Genomic DNA, 17919 nt, shown 5'->3' on the forward strand with positions numbered 1-17919 from the left:
TTCCCTACACTGCTGCGATGGACTGCCTGTTCTGCCGGATCGTCGCCGGGGAGATCCCGGCCACCATCGTCCGCGAGACCGCCACCACCCTCGCCTTCCGGGACATCGACCCGAAGGCCCCCACCCACGTGCTGGTGATCCCGAAGGAGCACTACGCGGACGTGGCCACCCTGGCCCAGGGCGACCCGACGCTGGCCGGCGAGGTGCTCCACACCGCCGCTCTGGTGGCCGAGGAGGAGGGCCTGACGGTGGACGGGTTCCGGCTCATGTTCAACACCGGCCCGTACGGCGGCCAGGAGGTCTTCCACGTGCACGCCCACCTGCTCGGCGGCGCGCCGCTGGGCCCCATGCTCTGCCGCTGACCGGTGACCGCGATCTCCGACCGGCTCGACCGGATGGCGCGGCAGGCCCAGGCGAAGGGGCGGATCCCGGCGCTGTCGGCGGCGCTGCACCGGGCCGACCGGCCGCTCTGGGCCCGCGCGGTGGGTGGCACCGGCAACGACACCCCGCTCGACCCGGAGACCGTCTTCCGGATCGGCTCGGTCACCAAGACGTTCACCGCGGTGCTGGTCATGCAGTGCCGGGACGACGGCCTGCTGGACCTGGACGACCCGGTCGGACGGCATCTCGACCTGCCCGCGCACGGTGGGCTGACCGTCCGCCGGCTGCTGTCGCACACCGCCGGCCTGCAACGCGAGCCGCACGGCGACGTGTGGGACAGCCTGCGTGTCCCGGCCGTCGACGAGCTGCTCGCCGACCTGGTCCGGGTGGAGCGGGTGCTGCCCACCGGCCGGCGCTTCCACTACTCCAACCTCGGCCTGGCGCTGCTCGGCGAGCTGGTCGCCCGGCGGCGCGGCGGCACCTGGGCCGAGGTGCTCGCCGACCGGGTGCTCGCCCCGCTCGGGCTGACCGCCACCGGCGTCACGCCGGGGGAGCGGGCCGCCACCGGCTTCCTGGTGGACGCGTACTCCGACGAGGCGCACCCGGAACCGCCCACCGACTTCGGCGCGGTGGCGCCGGCCGCCCAGCTGTGGAGCACCGCGCCGGACATGGCCCGCTGGGCGGCCTTCCTGGCCGACCCGGCCGCGCTCGACCCGGCCGGCGCGGTGCTCACCCCGGCCACCGTCGAGGAGATGCGCTGGCCGCTGACCACCACCGACGAGTCGCTCTGGGCGGTCGGCTTCGGCCTGGGGCTGATCCTGGTGCCCCGACCGGGCCGGGTGACCCACGTCGGGCACGACGGCGCGATGCCCGGTTTCCTGGCCGCCGTCTACGGCCGACGCGGCGGGGAGGGCACCGCCGGCGGAATGGGGTGCGCGGTGCTCGGCTCGTCCGGCACCGGCGTCGAGGCGCTCGCCCTGGCGCACGAGCTGCTCGACGCCGCCGCCGAGCACGACCCGGCGGAGATCGAACCGTGGCGTCCCGGCCCGCCCGCGCCCGCGCACCTGCGCGGCATGCTGGGCCGCTGGTGGGGCGAGGGGTTCGAGTCCGTCTTCAGCTGGCACGACGGCGCGCTGCGGGCCCGGGGCGCGGACGACCCGGCCGGCAAGCCGCCGTCGGTGTTCGCGCCGCTGCCGGACCGGCCGGACGTGTTCCGTACGGTCTCCGGCCGGGAGGCGGGCGAGCTGCTCCGGCTCACCCGGGACGAGCGGGGCGTGGTGGTCCGGATGCACTGGGCGACCTACCGTTTCACCCGGCGGCAGGAGGCGTTCGACGGGTACGACTTCCGGGCCGGCGACTGACCGGCCGGGCACCGGAAATGGGCGCGGTGCGTGCGGTGCCGACCCGATACGATGGGAGCAACCGTACGCCGCGCCAGCAGGGCCCGGCGCCGAGATCGGAGAGCAGGTGGCGCAGGGCCCGACGGCCCGACCTATGACCGGCACCCCACCTCCCGGCCCGCCCCGGGTGCAGACCAGGATCACGGTCGGAGACCAGAAGATCATGGTGAACCTGCTCGGCGCGGGCGACGAGATCCTGCGTCTCGTCGAACGCTCGGTCAGCAGCGACGTCCACGTGCGCGGCAACGAGATCACCATCACCGGTGCGCCCGCCGACAACGCCCTCGCCGAGCGTCTCTTCAGTGAGCTCCTCGAACTGATCGAGAAAGGCGAGACCCTGACCACTGACGCCGTCCGGCGTACCGTCGGCATGCTCGAGCAGGGCGGCGCCGAGCGGCCCGCCGAGGTCCTGACGCTCAACATCCTCTCCCGGCGCGGCCGCACCATCCGTCCCAAGACGCTAGGGCAGAAGCGCTACGTCGACGCGATCGACGCGCACACCATCGTCTTCGGCATCGGCCCGGCCGGCACCGGCAAGACCTACCTGGCCATGGCGAAGGCCGTCCAGGCGCTCCAGGCCAAGCAGGTCGACCGGATCATCCTGACCCGGCCGGCGGTGGAGGCGGGCGAGCGGCTGGGCTTCCTGCCCGGCACGCTCAACGAGAAGATCGACCCCTACCTGCGCCCGCTCTACGACGCGCTGCACGACATGCTCGACCCGGAGTCCATCCCGAAGCTGATGGCCGCCGGCACGATCGAGGTCGCGCCGCTGGCATACATGAGGGGCAGGACGCTGAACAGCGCGTTCATCATCCTGGACGAGGCGCAGAACACCACGCCCGAGCAGATGAAGATGTTCCTCACCCGGCTCGGCTTCAACTCGAAGATCGTGGTCACCGGTGACATCACCCAGGTGGACCTTCCCGGCGGGACGACCAGCGGCCTGCGGGTGGTCCGGGAGATCCTGAACAACGTCGAGGACGTGCACTTCGCCCAGCTCTCCAGCTCCGACGTGGTCCGCCACAAGCTGGTCGGTGAGATCGTCGACGCGTACGCCCGCTGGGACGCCGAGCGGGAGAACCAGCAGGCGCAGAGCGTGCACGCCGTGCCGGGGCGGACCGCCCAGGGCGGCCGGGCCGGCCGGCGCCGCTAACCACCAGAGGAAGACAGTTGTCCATCGAGATCGCCAACGAGTCCGGTGTCGACGTCGACACCGACGCCGTGCTCGCCGTCGCCCGGCACGCCCTCGACGAGATGGGGGTGAACCCGCTCGCCGAGCTGTCGGTGCTGCTTGTCGACATCGAATACATGTCGGAGCTGAACCACCGCTGGATGGGCGGCGACGGCCCGACCGACGTGCTCGCGTTCCCCATGGACGAGGGCAGCGTCGACCACGGTCCGGGCGAGAGCAGCCCGGCCGGCGGCGAGCCGGCCCTGCTCGGCGACATCGTGCTCTGCCCGGAGGTGGCCGCCAAGCAGGCGGCCGCCGCCGGGCACTCCGCCGCCGACGAGCTGCACCTGCTCACCGTGCACGGCGTGCTGCACCTGCTCGGCTACGACCACGCCGAGCCCGAGGAGGAGCGGGAGATGTTCGGTCTCCAGGCCCGGCTGCTGGCCAGCTGGCGGTCGACCCGGTCCCGGTGATGGTCACTCCCGTGGCGGCGGCCCCGGCCGGCCTGCCCGATCTCCAGCTCCTGTTCTTCGGGGCCGGGCTGGTGGTGCTCGCCGGCCTGATCGCGATGACCGAGGCGGCGCTGGCCGCGGTCTCCCCGGCGCGTGCGGCCGAGCTGACCCGGGACGGGGCCCGCGGCGCGCGTGCCCTCCAGGCGGTCGCCGGCGACGTCGTCCGCCACCTCAACCTGCTGCTCCTGCTCCGCCTGCTGGCCGAGCTGACCGCCACCACGCTGGTCGCGCTGGTGGCGGTGGACACGTTCGGCGCCGGTTGGCGGGCGGCCCTGGTCACCGCCGGGGCGATGACGGTGGTCAGCTTCGTGGTGGTCGGTGTGGCGCCGCGCACGCTGGGCCGGCAGCACGCCTACGCGGTCGGCCGGGCGGTCGCGCCGCTGGTGCGCTGGCTGGGCCGCGCGCTCAACCCGCTGGCGTCGTTGCTGATCCTGATCGGCAACGCGGTCACCCCGGGCAAGGGCTTCCGCGAGGGCCCGTTCGCCACCCAGGTGGAGCTGCGTGAGCTGGTCGACCTGGCCGAGCAGCGGGGCGTCGTGGAGCACGGCGAGCGTCAGATGATCCACTCGGTCTTCGCGCTCGGCGACACGATCGCCCGTGAGGTGATGGTGCCGCGCACCGAGATGGTGTGGATAGAGGAACGCAAGACGCTCGCGCAGGCGCTGGCGCTCTTCCTGCGCTCCGGGTTCTCCCGCATCCCGGTGATCGGTGAGAACGTCGACGACGTGCTCGGCGTGCTCTACCTCAAGGATCTGATCCGGCGTACCCAGGGCGACCGGGGGGCGCGGCAGATGCCGGTGGCGGAGCTGATGCGCCCGGCGACGTTCGTGCCGGAGTCCAAGCCGGTGGACGATCTGCTCTCCGAGATGCAGGCGGCCCGCAACCACCTGGTCATCGTGGTCGACGAGTACGGCGGCACCGGCGGGCTGGTCACCATCGAGGACATCCTGGAGGAGATCGTCGGCGAGATCACCGACGAGTACGATGTCGAGCGCCCACCGGTGGAGCATCTGCCGGACGGGGCCGTGCGGGTGACCGCCCGGCTGCCGGTGGAGAATCTGGGCGAGCTGTTCGACACCGAGTTGCCCACCGACGAGGTGGAGACGGTCGGTGGGCTGCTCGCCCAGGCGCTCGGCCGGGTGCCCATCCCGGGCGCGGAGGCCGAGGTGGCCGGCCTGCGGCTGATCGCCGAGGGCACCACCGGCCGACGCAACCGGATCGACACCGTGCTGGTGAGGCGGTCCGAGCCGGGTTCCGCGTCCGACGGCGCGGGGCGACCCGATCCGACCGAGTCCCGTGGCAACCACAACCGTTCCGAGGAGAGGCAACCCGCCGATGCCTGAGTCACCCGCCGTGCCGGCCGCCCGGCCCACCCCCGCCGATCCGGCCGAGCTGAGCGCCGAGGACGGCAAGCTCGTCGTGCTGGCCCGGGGCGCGCGGGGCCGGGTGGGGGCCGTGGAGGGCGCGGCGGTCCGCGACCAGGACGGCCGGACGTACGCGGCGGCCAGCGTGGCGCTGCCGTCGCTGACCCTGACCGCGCTCCAGTTGGCGGTCGCCTCGGCGGTGGCCGCGGGCGCGAGCCGGCTGGAGGCCGCGGTGGTGGTGACCGAGGCGTCGACGCTGGACGGCGCCGGGCACGCGGCGGTGCGCGACCTCTCCGCCGACGCGCCGATCCACGTGGCCGCGCCGGACGGCACGGTGCTCGGCACGGTGGTCGAGTGACCACGCCCGAGGACCGTCCCTACCGGGCCGGTTTCGCCTGTTTCGTCGGCCGGCCGAACGCCGGCAAGTCGACGCTTACCAACGCGATCGTCGGCACCAAGATCGCCATCACGTCGAGCAAGCCGCAGACCACCCGGCACGTCATCCGGGCGGTGCTGCACCGGCCGGAGTCGCAGCTCGTGCTCGTCGACACGCCCGGCCTGCACCGTCCCCGCACGCTGCTCGGCGAGCGCCTCAACGACCTGGTCCGGGAGACCTGGAGCGAGGTCGACGTGATCGGGCTCTGCGTACCGGCGAACGAGCCGGTCGGCCGGGGCGACCGATTCATCACCGGCGAGCTGGCCAGCCTCAAGGCCACCGTGTTGGCCGTGGTCACCAAGACCGACCTGGTGGACAAGAAGCGGCTGGCCGAGCAGCTCCTGGCGGTCAGCGAGCTGGGCGACTTCGCGGCCGTGGTGCCGGTGAGCGCGGTCTCCGGCCACCAGGTCGACACGCTCGTCGACGTGATGACCGGCTACCTGCCGGAGTCGCCCCAGCTCTACCCGGACGACATGCTCACCGACGACCCCGAGCAGGTGCTCGTCGCGGAGCTGGTCCGGGAGGCGGCGCTGGAGGGGGTCCGGGACGAGCTGCCGCACTCCATCGCCGTGGTGGTCGAGGAGATGATCCCGGAGGGCAACCTCACGAAGATCTACGCGGATCTCTACGTGGAGCGGTCCAGCCAGAAGGCGATCGTCATCGGTCACCGGGGGAGCCGGCTCAAGCACGTCGGCACCACCGCGCGCCGCCAGATCGAGGAGCTGTTGGGCACCCGGGTCTACCTGGACCTGCACGTTCGGGTGGCGAAGGACTGGCAGCGCGACCCGAAGCAGTTGCGCAAGCTCGGCTTCTGAGGGTCGGATCAGCCAGACCTATGGGACATCTCACGTCCCGTCGGCGTCTTCACACGTTTCACAGGCTGCCGGAGCAGGGTAGGGGCCAGAGTCTCTGCCCCCGGACCCTGCTGCGAGCTGATGCGAAACCGCTACCTCGACCTGCTCCGCTTCCTGGCCATCCTGCGCGTCGTCACCTACCACGTCACCGGCTACGCCACGCTCACGCTGGTGTTCCCGGCGATGGCGGTGATGTTCGCGTTGGCCGGGTCGCTGATGGCTGCGTCGCTGGATCGCAGCGGGGTGTCCGCGGTGGCGCGGCGGCTGCGCCGGCTGCTGCCCTCGCTCTGGGTGCTCGCCGCGGTCTTCGTGCCGGCGATGCTGCTCACCGGTCTGACGTTCGGCCCGAGGGTGCTGCTCTGGCTCTTCCCGATCGGTGACCCGCCGGCCAACTACTGGGGCGGGCTGGCGCTCAGCCCGATCTGGTACCTGCGGGACTACCTCTGGTTCGTGCTCGCCTCGCCGCCGGTGCTCTGGCTGTTCCGCCGCGCGCCGCTGCCCACGCTGGCCGCCCCGTACGCGCTGCTCGCCGCCATCGAGTTCGGCATCCTGCGGAACCCGCCGACGGTGCTGCGCGAGTTCGGTCTCTACTTCGGCGCGTGGCTGCTCGGCTTCGCGCACCACGACGGCCTGCTGCGGCGGATGCGCAACCGGGTGCTGCTGCCGGTGGCCGGCGCGTTCGGCGTGGCCGGTCTGGCCTGGATCGTCACCCATCCCGGGCCACGTGGCTACGACATCAACGACATCCCGCTGGGCAACGCGCTCTGGGCGACCGCGTTCATCCTGGTGGCGATCGGCCGGGCGCCCACGGGTGCGGCGTGGGTCGACCGCGTTCCGGTGCTCGGCCGGGCGGTGACCGTGATGAACCGGCGGGCGCTCACCGTCTATCTCTGGCACATGCCGTTCGTGGTGGCGCTCACCCCGCTGGTCGGTCTGGTCGGCTGGTCGCCGCGTGACCCGGTCGGCCTGTGGCTGCGGGTGGGCCTGGTGTTCGCGCTCGTCGGCGTGGTGACGCTGCTGGTCGGCTGGGTCGAGGACGTGGCGGCCCGGCGTACCCCGGAACTGGTGCCCGGCCGGCCCCGGCGGACCGTGCCGGAACGGGCGGCGGACGCGCCGGCCAGCCCGGCTCCGGCCGGCGCGGCGGGCCGGCTGGTCGGGGCCGGGACCCGGGTGCCGGCACCCCGCCGCGCGGCCGGGCCGACGAGCGGCGCGGCCGGGCCGTCCCGGGACCGGGCCGGCGGGTCGTCCGCGAACCGTGTCGCCGGGTCGTCCGCGAACCGTGTCGCCGGGTCGTCCGCGCGCCGCGCCGTCGACTGAGCGACGGCCGGCTCAGCGGCTGGTGACCGTGACGTTGCCGCTGGTGGCGGTCACGTCGAGCAGCAGGGACGCACCGGGGTCGTTCGACACCCGCACGTCGGTGTCGCCGGACTTCGCGTCGGCCCGCACCCGGTACCGGCCGGCCGGGACGGCGAGGTCGACGTTCCCGCTGGTGGCGTGCAGCCGGACCGGGGCCGGCTGGTCCAGCTCGACGACCAGGTTGCCCGAGGTCGCCTCCGCGTCGACCGCGGAGGCGAGCCGGCGGGCCTCGATGTCACCGGAGCTGGCCCGCAGCCGGACCGGACCGGCCGCCTCGGCCAGCCGGATGTTGCCCGACGTGGTCGAGGCACGGACCTCGCCGCTCGCCCCGCTGACGGTCAGGTCGCCGGAGCTGAGCGTGAACTCCACGGCCCCGACCTCGCTGAGGTCGACGTTGCCCGAGCCGGTGCCGCCCCGGACCGCCACGCCGGCCGGCGCGGTCACCTCCCAGGAGATGCTGCACCGCTGCCCGCAGTCGGTGGGCAGCACCAGCTCGTCGCCCCTGATCTCGTAGCGGCTGTTCGGCTCGCCGCCCTGGTAGCGGACCACGCGCTTGATCTGCACCTGGTCGGCCGGGCCGGTGGCCCGCACCACCACGTCCCCGGAGCCGTCGCCGTCCACGGTGATCCGGGTGACCTTCACGCGCTCGGTCTGGTCGTAGTCGAGCCGGCGGAACGAGAGGGTGTCACACCCGGCGAGCACGATGAGCGCGGCAGCCGCGGTCGCGGCCACCACCGTACGCGGCCGGGGCGCCGTTCGGAGCGAAGCCATGGCCAGCACACTAGGACCGACCGGGCGACCGCCACATCCGGGATCGCCCGCCGGTCCACCCCGAGCCGACCCTGAGATCGCACCCCGAGGGAGAATGGACCGATGGCCGGGTACCGCCGACAGCTCTACCGCGACGACGCGGTGGTGCTGCGCGTGCAGAAGCTGGGCGAGTCCGACCGGATCATCACCCTGTTCACCCGCCGGCACGGCCGGCTGCGTGCGGTGGCCCGGGGCGTCCGGCGCACCACCAGCAGGTTCGGCGCCCGGCTGGAGCCGTTCGGCCACGTCGACCTCCAGCTCGCCGGCGACCCCAAGGGCAACCAGGGCAGCTCGCTGCACACGGTGAGCCAGGTCGAGGCGATCGAGCTGTACGGCAAGCGGTTCCTCGGCGACTACCCCCGCTACACGGCCGCCAGCGCGATCGCCGAGACCGCCGAACGGCTGACCCCGGTCGAGCGGGAGCCGTCGCTGCGGCTGTTCCAACTCACCCTCGGCGCGATGAAGTCCCTGGCCCGCGGCGATCACGCCACCACGCTGGTGCTCGACGCGTACCTGCTGCGCGGCATGGCGTTCGCCGGTTGGGCGCCGGCGCTGGCCGCCTGCGCGGTCTGCGGCGAACCGGGCCCGCACCGCGCGTTCTCGGTGCCGGCCGGCGGCGCCGTCTGCCCGGACTGCCGGCCGCCCGGCGCGGCCCATCCCGCGCCGGCCACGTTCGTGCTGATGTCCGCGCTGACCAGCGGCGACTGGGGGTACGCCGACGCCGCCGAGACCGGCGTACGCCGGGAGTGCAGCGGGCTGGTCGCGGCGCACCTCCAGTGGCATCTGGAGCGCGCGCTACGCTCGCTGCCGCTGGTCGACCGGGGTGGCCCGGCGCCCGGCGCGGTCCCGCCGCCCGGCGGCGCGGGGCCGGGTGTGGTCCCGCCGCGCACCGGCGCCGGGCCCGCCGCCGCTGGTGTGGACAGGGAGATGACCGAGTGATCCGATCGACGAGGGCGCACCGCCGCGAGCCGGTGCCGCCGACCCCGCATCCGTCCGGCGCCCGGCCGCCGGCGTTGCCGGCCGCCGCGGTGCCCCGGCACGTCGCCATCGTGATGGACGGCAACGGCCGCTGGGCCAAGGAGCGGGGGCTGCCCCGCACCAAGGGGCACGAGCAGGGCGAGCACAGCCTGTTCGACACCGTCGAGGGCGCGATCGAGATGGGCATCCCCTACCTGTCGGCGTACGCGTTCTCCACCGAGAACTGGCGTCGCTCGCCGGACGAGGTCCGCTTCCTGATGGGCTTCAACCGCGACGTCATCCGCCGCCGCCGGGACCAGCTCGTCGACCTGGGCGTCCGGGTGGTGTGGTCGGGGCGGGCCGGGCGGCTCTGGAAGAGCGTGATCTCCGAGCTGCAGACCGCCGAGGAGATGTCGCGCGACAACTCGACGCTGACGCTCCAGTTCTGTGTCAACTACGGCGGCCAGGCGGAGATCGCGGACGCCGCCGCCGCGATCGCCCGGGACGTGGCCGCCGGCAGGCTGCATCCGGACAAGGTCACCGAGAAGACGGTGGCGCGTTACCTCTACCACCCCGAGGTGCCCGAGGTGGACATGTTCCTGCGTCCCTCCGGCGAGCAGCGGATCTCCAACTTCCTGCTCTGGCAGACCGCGTACGCGGAACTGGTCTACCTGGACACGCTCTGGCCCGACTTCGACCGTCGCCACCTCTGGTACGCCTGCGAGCTGTACGCCCAGCGGGACCGCCGCTTCGGCGGCGCGCTGCCCAACCCGGTGGCCCCGGGAGTCTGAGCTCACGCTTACCGACGCGACGCGCTGGGTACCGGTACGGACAACAGCCAACGCGGAGGTGAACCACATGATTCAGAAGCGGATCGGGCAGTGGGCGGTCATGGCGGTCGCCGTGCCGCTGGCGGCGGCCGGCGCGCGCCGGCTCAGCCACACGCTGGAGGCCCGTCGTGGCCCGACCGGGGTGAGCCGTCTGCTGACCAAGGGCGCGGACCTGCTCCGGCCGCAGAAGGCCAAGCGGCGCCGGTTCTTCTGACCTTCGGCGGCCGGATCGCACCGGCCGTCCCCGGAACGCCCCGCATCCGCGGGGCGTTCCGCTTTACCATCGGCGCAGGGCGCGCCGCCGGGACGCGCCGCCACGGGGGTGGAGGATGCGCGATCTCCGGTACGAGATGACGGCCGCCCTGGCCGGCGCCGACCTGGTGGAGCCGAGCCGCCGGGAGGCGGTCGCCGAGCTGTGCGCCGGGGTGGCCGAGCGCTGGTGCGCCGACCTCGGGCACACTCCGACGGTTCGCTCCGGCGAGATCGGTGAGCTGGCCGACGGTGAGCCGGCGGCGGACTGGGCTCGGTGACCCGGCGACGGCCCCGGCCCGGCGCGCCCGATGACGCGCCGGGAGCCCGGGCCGCCGGCCGGGTGGGCGTGCGGCGGCTCAGTCCTCCACTTCGGAGCGGTCGCCGGCCCAGCGGGTGTGGAACGAGCCGTCCCGGTCCACCCGGCGGTAGGTGTGCGCGCCGAAGTTGTCCCGCAGCCCCTGGATCAGCGCGGCCGGCAGCCGTTCGGCCCGCAGCGCGTCGAAGTAGGCCAGCGACGACGCGAAGGCCGGGGTCGGCACGCCCGCCCGGGCCGCGTCGGCCACCACCCGCCGCCAGGCCGGGACGCCGGCGCTGACCCGGTCGGCGAACCAGGGCGCGACCAGCAGCGTGGCCAGCTCCGGCTCGCTGTCGTACGCCTCCCGGATGCGGTCCAGGAAGCGGGCCCGGATGATGCAGCCGCCCCGCCAGATGGTGGCGGTGCCGCCCAGGTCGATGTCCCAGTCGTACTCCCGGCTGCCGGCGCGGATGTGGTCGAACCCCTGCGCGTACGCGACGATCTTGCTGGCCAGCAGCGCGCGGCGCACGTCCTCGACGAACGTGTCCCGGTCGTCCACCTGCCACTTGTCGCCGGCGTCGGGGAACACGCGGCGGGCGGCCTCGCGCTGGTCGGCGTGGCCGGACAACGACCGGGCGAACGTGGCCTCGGCGATGCCGGTGATCGGGATGCCCAGGTCCAGCGCGCTCTGCACGGTCCAGCGGCCGGTGCCCTTCTGCTCGGCCTGGTCGAGCACCACGTCCACGAACGCCCGGCCGGTGGCGGCGTCGGTGTGGCCGAGCACGTCGGCGGTGATCTCGATCAGGAACGACTCCAGCTCGCCGCCGTTCCACTCCCGGAAGATCTCCGCGATCTCCGCCGGGCTCGCCGACAGGCCGGCCCGCAACAGGTCGTACGCCTCGGCGATGAGCTGCATGTCGGCGTACTCGATGCCGTTGTGCACCATCTTGACGAAGTGGCCGGCGCCGTCCGGCCCGACGTGCCGGCAGCAGGACTCGCCCTCGACCTGCGCGGCGATCTTCTCGAAGATCGGCCCGAGCTTGCGGTAGGACTCCGCCGAGCCGCCCGGCATGATGCTCGGGCCGCGCAGCGCGCCCTCCTCGCCGCCGGAGACGCCGGTGCCGACGAAGTGCAGCCCGTGCCCGCGCAGCGCCTCCTCCCGGCGGCGGGTGTCGGCGAAGTGCGCGTTGCCGCAGTCGACGACGATGTCCCCCTCCTCCAGCAGCGGGATCAGCTCGTCGATCACGGCATCGGTCGGCGCGCCGGCCTTCACCATCACGATCACCGCGCGCGGCCGCTCCAGCGAGGCGACGAAGTCGGCCAGCGACTCGGACGGCACGAACGTGCCCTCGTCGCCATGCTCGGCGACCAGGCTGCGGGTGCGTTCCGGTGACCGGTTGTGCACCGCCACGGCGAACCCGTTGCGGGCCAGGTTCCGGGCCAGGTTGCGACCCATCACGGCCAGACCGGTGACCCCGATCTGCGCCGTCGCCTGCTCTGCCATGCGTACCGCCACCTCTCGTCCTCGTTGCCGTCCTGTGACCGTATCGCGGTCGTAGCCTGAGGGGATCACACCTCGACGATGGGTGAGGAGCCGGTGGCGCCGCGTCTCACCCCTCGGCGAGACGCGCCTCGACGCGCGCCACCTTCGCGGTCAACGCGTCGGTCACGCCGGGACGCAGGTCGGCCTTGAGCACCAGGCTGACCCGGGGTGCCTGGGCCGCGACGGTGTCGACAGGATCAATGACTGGCGTGTCGATCGTGATTGGTGCTCACGAGATTACCTATGGTGATGGTGTGAGGTTGAGGGAGTGTGCAGCGGCTACGGGCGTCTTGAGGTTCTGACCTTGTTATGTGCGGGGCCGTACGGTCGCCGGGCTGTTGCGGATCGGGCCCGCCGCGCGAACGCTGCGGTGACCGGGGAAGATCCAGGGTGAAAACCATTCAGGCATACCGGTTCGCCCTCGATCTGACCCCAAGTCAGGAACGTGATGTATGGGCGCACGCTGGGGCTGCTCGGGTCGCGCACAACTGGGCGCTTGCCCGGGTCAAGGCGGTGATGGACCAGCGAGCGGCTGAACGCTCCTACGGCGTGCCGGAGGAGTTGTTGACGCCGTCGTTGTCGTGGTCGCTTGCCGGGCTGCGTAAGGTGTGGAACTCCGCGAAGCCGCAGGTGGCGCCCTGGTGGAGGCAGGTTTCCAAGGAGGCATTCAACACCGGCCTGGACGCCCTGGCCCGCGGGTTGAAGAACTGGGCCGACTCCCGCGCAGGCCGACGCGCCGGTCGGTCGGTTGGTTTCCCCCGATTCGCATCCCGTCGTCGTAGCAGCCCGTCGGTGCGATTCACCACCGGCGCCATCCGGGTCGAGCCGGACCGGATGCATGTCGTGTTGCCTCGGATAGGCCGGTTAAAGCTGCATGAGTCCGCCCGGAAACTGGCCCGTCGCGTCGACGCGGGCTCGGCGCGGATTATGTCCGCGACGGTGCGTCGTGACGGCGGGCGCTGGCACGTCTGCTTTTGCGTCGAGGTGCAACGTGGCGAGCAGGTTCCCGCCCGGCCGACATCCGTCGTCGGCGTGGATGTCGGCATCGCGCACCTCGCGGTGTTGTCCACCGGGGAGGTGATCGACAACCCGCGCCACCTGCTCACCGCACAGCAGCGGATACGCATGCTGAGCCGGGCTTTGTCGCGTAAGGCCGGCCCGAACCGGCGTACCGAACGCCGACCGTCGAACCGGTGGCGAAGGGTCTCGGCCCGGCTTGGCCGGGTCCATGCCCGGGTGGCGAACCTGCGCCGTGACGGCCTACACAAGCTCACCACCCGCTTGGCCCGCGAGCACGGCACCATCGTGGTGGAAGATCTGAACGTCACCGGCATGCTGCGTAACCCTCGTCTGGCCCGGCACATCGCCGACGCCGGCTTCGCGGAGATCCGCAGGCAGCTCGCCTACAAGACGGAATGGAACGGCGGTCGGCTGCTGGTTGCCGACCGCTGGTATCCGTCCTCGAAAACCTGCTCGGGCTGCGGCACGGTGAAAACCAAACTGGCCCTGTTCGAACGTGCATACCATTGCCAGACATGCAGTCTGAGCATCGACCGCGACCGTAACGCGGCACTGAACCTGGCCGCACTCGCGGCCGAGTACGACACCGCCGGGAGTGGCTCGGTGGCAGCACGTGGAGCCGACCGGAAGACCCGCGTAAGCGGGCAGGTGGCTGTGAAGCGTGAACCCGGCACGACGCCAGTCGGTCAGACCGGGAACGTCCCACCGCAAGGTAGGGCGACCGATCGTGTGCTCACCAAGGCGCACTGAACGGTAACGGTGATCGAGAACGCGATCGATGGTGGCAGTATTTCAAGTGCGCGGCGCGCGGGCGTCACGGTAGCCTCCTGGCATGCGTAAGTGACGCCCTTTCTCCGAGCCCGGTCCACCGCCGCAGCTGCCGTGGACCCGTCCTGCTCCGGGCGTCCGCATCCTCTTCCCGCCGCCGTTGTTCGCGGTGTCCGTCGTGGTCGGATCGCACCGGGGCACCCGCTCGGCGCGTCCCTGGTCGGCGCGCCCGACAGACAGGAGGCCCGCGGATGCCCGCGAAGCGCAGCCCGAAGAAGTCCCGCAAGCCGTCGTCGTCCCCGCTGGGGTTGACGCCGACCGATCTCGACGCGCTCACCGCGTCCCCGTCGACACCGGTGACCCTGTCCGTTTCGACGCCCGGTTCGGCGTTGGCCGTTCCGGTGTCGGCTGGTTCAGCGCCGGTCGGGTCGGAGTCGGCTGGTTCGACGCCGGCTGGCTCGGGGCCGGTTGGTTCGGGGCCGGTTGGTTCGACGTCGGCTGGTTCGACGCCGGTCGGGTCGGCGGCGGCTCGCTCGGCGCCGAAGGCCGGCCCGCCCGCCGGCCGCGACGCCCGGTTGGCCGGCCGTAGCCAGCGAGCCGCCCAGAACCGGTTCTACGCCTTCCGGCGCAGCTGATCCTCACCCGTCCCCGGTCTCTGCGTGCCCCGTCGCGGGGTGCGCGGAGACCGCAATAGATCTTGGAAGCTCCCGGCCCCTCCGAGGGCCCTTTCCTTCCAAGATCGCCCCGCCGGGCCGGGCCGGGTCGGGAGGGGGAGGGGGAGGGGGTCAGCCGATCAGGGGGCGGAAGGTGCCCAGGAGGATGCTGGTGGTCAGGGCGGCGGCCGCCAGTGCGGCGGCGGTGACCACGAGCAGGGTGTCGGCGCGGGTGAAGCGCTGTCGTCGGGCGACCGTACGCGGGGTGCCCGCGTCGAAGCCCCGGGCGTCCATCGCCACGGCCAGTCGGGTGCCCCGCCGGATCGCGCCGACCAGCAGCGTGAACGCGGTGGACGCGAAGAGCCGCAGCTTGGCCACCGGGTTGCGGCCGGCGTCCACGCCCCGGGCCCGCCGGGCCATGCTGATCATCCGCCATTCCTGTTCGAGCAGCGGCACCAGCCGGAACGCGGCCAGCGCGCCGATGGCGAACCGGGCCGGCGCCTTCGCGTTCTGGATGAGCGCGTCGGCCAGCTCCGTCGGGTCGGTGGTGGCGAACACGATGATGCCGGGCAGCGCCACCGCGAGCATGCGCAGCACCAGCCCGAGCGCGGTGACCAGGACGCCCTGGGTGACCAGCACCGGCCCGGCCTCGACCAGCACCGGACCGGACCGGTCGGCGGCGAAGAGCACCAGCGTGACCAGGATGCCGACGGCGGCGGCCAGCAGCGGCCACGCCCGGCGGGCCAGCACCCGGTAGCGGACCCCGAACAGCGGCAGCACGGCCAGCTCGACCGCGATGGCGATGGCCGGCGCGACCGGGTCCAGCGTCGCCACCAGCACGATGGTGAACACCATCGCGGCGGCCAGCTTCGCCACCGGGTTGCGTCGGGCCAGCGGGGCGCCGGGCGTCGCGACCGGTTCCAGGTCGATCACGGCGCACCCGCCCCTCGGCCCGGCGGTGACGGACGCCGCGCCGAACCGGGACGGCCCGGCTCGTCGGACCCGGTCGGGCGGTCCAGGGTGAGCGTCCGGTCGGCCAGCGCGGCGACGAAGTCCGCGTCGTGGGTCACCGCGACCACGCCGTGGCCGGCGTCGCGCAGCTCGGCGAGCAGGTCGACCAGCTCCCGCCAGGTGCGCCGGTCCTGGCCGAACGTGGGCTCGTCGCAGATCAGCAGGCGGGGCGCGGTGGCCAGGGCGGTCGCCACGCTCAGCCGCCGCGCCTCCCCACCGGAGAGGGTGTACGGGTTGGCGCCGGCCAGCCGGTCCAGCCGCAGCCGGTGCAGCAGCGCGTCCACGGTGGCGGTCACCGCCGCCTCGGACTGCCCGGTCCGGCGTGGTCCGAGCGCCAGTTCGTCGCGGACCGTGCCGGTGACGAACTGGTGCTCCGGGTCCTGGAAGACCGACCCGATCCGGCGGGCCAGCGCCGGCGCCCGCCAGCGGTACGGGGGAGTGCGCGCGTCCCGGCCGGCCAGCTCGGTGGACGCGGTGACCGTCCCGGTGCCGGGGCGCAGCAGGCCGCCCAGGAGCAGCGCCAGCGTGGACTTGCCGGCGCCGTTCGGGCCGAGGACGGCGAGCGCCTCGCCGGCGCGTACCCGGAGGTCGGTGGGGGCCAGCCGGGGCGGCAGGCCGAGCCGCTCGGCGGTGAGCAGCACGTCTCCGGCCGGCGCGGTGGCGTGTCGCGGCGGCGCGGTGTGCCCGGGGACCCAGACCCCGGCGGCGGCCAGCGCCTCGCCGTGCGCGGCGAAGACCGCCTCGGGTGGTCCGTCGGCCCGCACCCCGCCACCCGGTTCCAGCACCACCACGCGGTCGACGAGCGGCAGCGCCTCGGCGACCCGGTGCTCCACCAGGACCAGCGTGGTGTCCGGGTCGAGCGCGTCCGCGACCGCCCGGCGGATCAGCGTGGCGCCGGCCGGGTCGAGGTTGGCGGTGGGCTCGTCGAGCAGCAGCAGCCCCGGTCGCAGCGCGAGCGCCCCGGCCAGGGCCAGCCGCTGCTGTTCGCCGCCGCTGAGCGCGGCGGTCGGGCGGTCCCGGTGGTAGGGGAAGCCGACCCGGCGCAGCGCCTCGTCCACCCGGGGCCAGATCTCCTCGGCCGGCACGCCGCGGTTCTCCAGCCCGAACGCGACGTCGTCGCCGCTGCGGGCCATCACGAGCTGGGTCTCCGGGTCCTGGAACACCACGCCGACGCGTTCACGGGCCTTGCGCGGGTCCAGCCCGTCGATCTCGACGGTGCCCTCCTGCTCGCCGGAGTCCTCCGGCAGCAGCCCGGCCAGCGCCGCCAGCAGCGTGCTCTTCCCCGCCCCCGACGCCCCCAGCAGCAGCACCCGCTCCCCACTCTCGACCCGCAGATCAACCCCGCGCACCGCCCAGCCCCGGCGTCCCCCATGCCGCCACCCAAACCCCCGAAGAACCACCCCGCTCACCGTGCCACCCCCTCCGTTCCGGCCCCAGCCTCGTTGATCAAGGAGTTCGCGTCAGGAAAACCGCCCACGGTTGACGCAAACTCCTTGATCAACAGGGGGAGGGGTGGTCAGACCAGGGCGCGGTCGCGGCCGGCGGGGAAGCGGTCCAGGACGCCGGTGTTGGCCAGCGCCCGGGTGAGCACCCACGCGCCGAAGCCGGCGATCACGGTGGCGCTGACGATGGTGATCAGCGCGTAGGGGATGCGGTAGGTGGTCAACTCGTACGCCTTGTTCCAGTAGACGAAGTCGAAGATCGCGGCGCCCAGGCCGGTCAGCGCGCCGGCCAGCACCGCCACCGGCAGCTTGAACGAGCGGTAGCGGAACGCGGCGAACGCCAACTCCGCGCCCACGCCCTGCATCAGGCCCTGGAGGATCACGATGCCCGCCCATTGGCTGCCCAGCAGCGCGGAGACGATCGCGGCCACCGTCTCGCAGTAGAGCGCGGCACCCGGCTTGCGGATGATCAGGCCGGCGAGCACCGCCGGGATCAGCCACACGCCGTAGAGCACCGCCTGCGCCGGCGGAAAGAACGCGAACGCCGCGTCGGTGGCGCTCCAGAGCAGGCCCCAGGCCCAGAAGACGACGCCGAAGGCGACGGCGATGACCGAGGCGACGACGATGTCGACGGTACGCCAGCGGTTGCTGTCGGTGTGGTTCACGGTTGCTCCCAGTTCGTGGTGAGGAACCAGGAGAAGACGCACGCCGCGTCCGGAATGCCGGACGTCGACGCGGCTGGAGGTCGACCGAACTCCCTGCGCTGGCATTACCCAGATCAGGTTCGAGGGTCTGCGGGCACCGGCCCGCACTCTCAGCGCTGTGCGCTCCCCTGTCGGATGTGAAGTTGTCTCGTCGCAGACG

The 17919-nt window shown here is 73.1% G+C and carries 19 protein-coding genes and 1 riboswitch; of the genes, 14 read left to right on the forward strand and 5 right to left on the reverse strand.

Annotated elements, in window-relative coordinates:
• Window positions 1-17 precede the first annotated feature (17 nt).
• From ACH495_RS22160 to ACH495_RS22195, 8 genes are all read left to right on the forward strand, one after another.
• Entirely contained in the window at window positions 18-362 is a 345-nt protein-coding gene (locus ACH495_RS22160; RefSeq protein ID WP_107155707.1) for a histidine triad nucleotide-binding protein, read from the forward strand.
• Window positions 363-365: 3 nt separating this feature from the next.
• A complete protein-coding gene (locus ACH495_RS22165) occupies window positions 366-1742 on the forward strand; it encodes a serine hydrolase domain-containing protein (protein ID WP_396859614.1) in 1377 nt (458 codons plus the stop codon).
• Window positions 1743-1875: 133 nt separating this feature from the next.
• A complete protein-coding gene (locus ACH495_RS22170; RefSeq protein WP_396859615.1) occupies window positions 1876-2934 on the forward strand; it encodes a PhoH family protein in 1059 nt (352 codons plus the stop codon).
• A gap of 17 nt (window positions 2935-2951) precedes the next feature.
• The gene (ybeY, locus tag ACH495_RS22175) at window positions 2952-3425 is read left to right on the forward strand and encodes an rRNA maturation RNase YbeY (RefSeq protein WP_091421737.1); all 474 of its coding nucleotides are present in this window, start codon (window positions 2952-2954) and stop codon (window positions 3423-3425) included.
• Complete coding sequence (locus ACH495_RS22180; RefSeq protein ID WP_396859835.1) at window positions 3401-4807, forward strand: hemolysin family protein; 1407 nt, start codon at window positions 3401-3403, stop codon at window positions 4805-4807. Before ybeY ends, ACH495_RS22180 begins: the two co-directional genes overlap by 25 nt.
• A complete protein-coding gene (locus ACH495_RS22185; protein WP_343445606.1) occupies window positions 4800-5186 on the forward strand; it encodes a cytidine deaminase in 387 nt (128 codons plus the stop codon). Before ACH495_RS22180 ends, ACH495_RS22185 begins: the two co-directional genes overlap by 8 nt.
• The gene (era, locus tag ACH495_RS22190) at window positions 5183-6079 is read left to right on the forward strand and encodes a GTPase Era (protein ID WP_396859616.1); all 897 of its coding nucleotides are present in this window, start codon (window positions 5183-5185) and stop codon (window positions 6077-6079) included. Before ACH495_RS22185 ends, era begins: the two co-directional genes overlap by 4 nt.
• A 120-nt stretch (window positions 6080-6199) precedes the next feature.
• Window positions 6200-7435: an acyltransferase gene (locus ACH495_RS22195; RefSeq protein WP_396859617.1), complete on the forward strand. Its 1236-nt coding sequence runs from the start codon at window positions 6200-6202 to the stop codon at window positions 7433-7435.
• A gap of 12 nt (window positions 7436-7447) precedes the next feature.
• Here the strand turns inward: ACH495_RS22195 and ACH495_RS22200 are convergent, their stop codons facing one another.
• Entirely contained in the window at window positions 7448-8245 is a 798-nt protein-coding gene (locus tag ACH495_RS22200; RefSeq protein WP_396859618.1) for a DUF4097 family beta strand repeat-containing protein, read from the reverse strand.
• 102 nt (window positions 8246-8347) lie between these two features.
• On the opposite strand from ACH495_RS22200, the gene recO reads away from it, so the two are divergent.
• The 4 genes from recO to ACH495_RS22220 all read left to right on the forward strand — a co-directional run bounded on the left by recO (window position 8348) and on the right by ACH495_RS22220 (window position 10601).
• Window positions 8348-9223 (forward strand): DNA repair protein RecO, encoded by an 876-nt coding sequence (gene recO / locus ACH495_RS22205; protein WP_396859619.1) that lies wholly within the window; start codon window positions 8348-8350, stop codon window positions 9221-9223.
• 32 nt (window positions 9224-9255) lie between these two features.
• Complete coding sequence (locus tag ACH495_RS22210; protein ID WP_396859836.1) at window positions 9256-10032, forward strand: isoprenyl transferase; 777 nt, start codon at window positions 9256-9258, stop codon at window positions 10030-10032.
• Between the two features lie 67 nt (window positions 10033-10099).
• Window positions 10100-10285 carry a hypothetical protein gene (locus ACH495_RS22215; protein WP_107155717.1) on the forward strand — a complete coding sequence of 62 codons (186 nt, stop codon included), beginning with the start codon at window positions 10100-10102 and terminating at the stop codon, window positions 10283-10285.
• Between the two features lie 115 nt (window positions 10286-10400).
• Window positions 10401-10601 (forward strand): thioredoxin reductase, encoded by a 201-nt coding sequence (locus tag ACH495_RS22220; RefSeq protein WP_396859620.1) that lies wholly within the window; start codon window positions 10401-10403, stop codon window positions 10599-10601.
• Between the two features lie 78 nt (window positions 10602-10679).
• Here ACH495_RS22220 and gndA read toward each other — a convergent pair whose 3' ends face one another.
• Window positions 10680-12122 carry an NADP-dependent phosphogluconate dehydrogenase gene (gene gndA, locus ACH495_RS22225; RefSeq protein WP_396859621.1) on the reverse strand — a complete coding sequence of 481 codons (1443 nt, stop codon included), beginning with the start codon at window positions 12120-12122 and terminating at the stop codon, window positions 10680-10682.
• A 429-nt stretch (window positions 12123-12551) separates the two neighbouring features.
• On the opposite strand from gndA, the gene tnpB reads away from it, so the two are divergent.
• Window positions 12552-13931, forward strand: coding sequence for an IS607 family element RNA-guided endonuclease TnpB (tnpB, locus tag ACH495_RS22230; protein ID WP_396859622.1), 1380 nt, complete (start codon window positions 12552-12554; stop codon window positions 13929-13931).
• Between the two features lie 269 nt (window positions 13932-14200).
• A complete protein-coding gene (locus ACH495_RS22235) occupies window positions 14201-14584 on the forward strand; it encodes a hypothetical protein (RefSeq protein ID WP_396859623.1) in 384 nt (127 codons plus the stop codon).
• 150 nt (window positions 14585-14734) lie between these two features.
• Here ACH495_RS22235 and ACH495_RS22240 read toward each other — a convergent pair whose 3' ends face one another.
• The 3 genes from ACH495_RS22240 to ACH495_RS22250 form a co-directional block, all read right to left on the reverse strand.
• Window positions 14735-15535, reverse strand: a complete 801-nt coding sequence (locus tag ACH495_RS22240) for an energy-coupling factor transporter transmembrane component T family protein (protein WP_396859624.1) — start codon at window positions 15533-15535, stop codon at window positions 14735-14737.
• Window positions 15532-17022, reverse strand: a complete 1491-nt coding sequence (locus ACH495_RS22245) for an ABC transporter ATP-binding protein (RefSeq protein WP_396859625.1) — start codon at window positions 17020-17022, stop codon at window positions 15532-15534. Before ACH495_RS22245 ends, ACH495_RS22240 begins: the two co-directional genes overlap by 4 nt.
• A gap of 107 nt (window positions 17023-17129) precedes the next feature.
• Entirely contained in the window at window positions 17130-17720 is a 591-nt protein-coding gene (locus ACH495_RS22250) for an ECF transporter S component (RefSeq protein ID WP_396859626.1), read from the reverse strand.
• A gap of 72 nt (window positions 17721-17792) precedes the next feature.
• Window positions 17793-17899: riboswitch (TPP riboswitch) on the reverse strand.
• Window positions 17900-17919: the final 20 nt, after the last annotated feature.

Source organism: Micromonospora sp. NPDC018662, assembly GCF_044391475.1.
Classification (GTDB): Bacteria; Actinomycetota; Actinomycetes; order Mycobacteriales; family Micromonosporaceae; genus Micromonospora.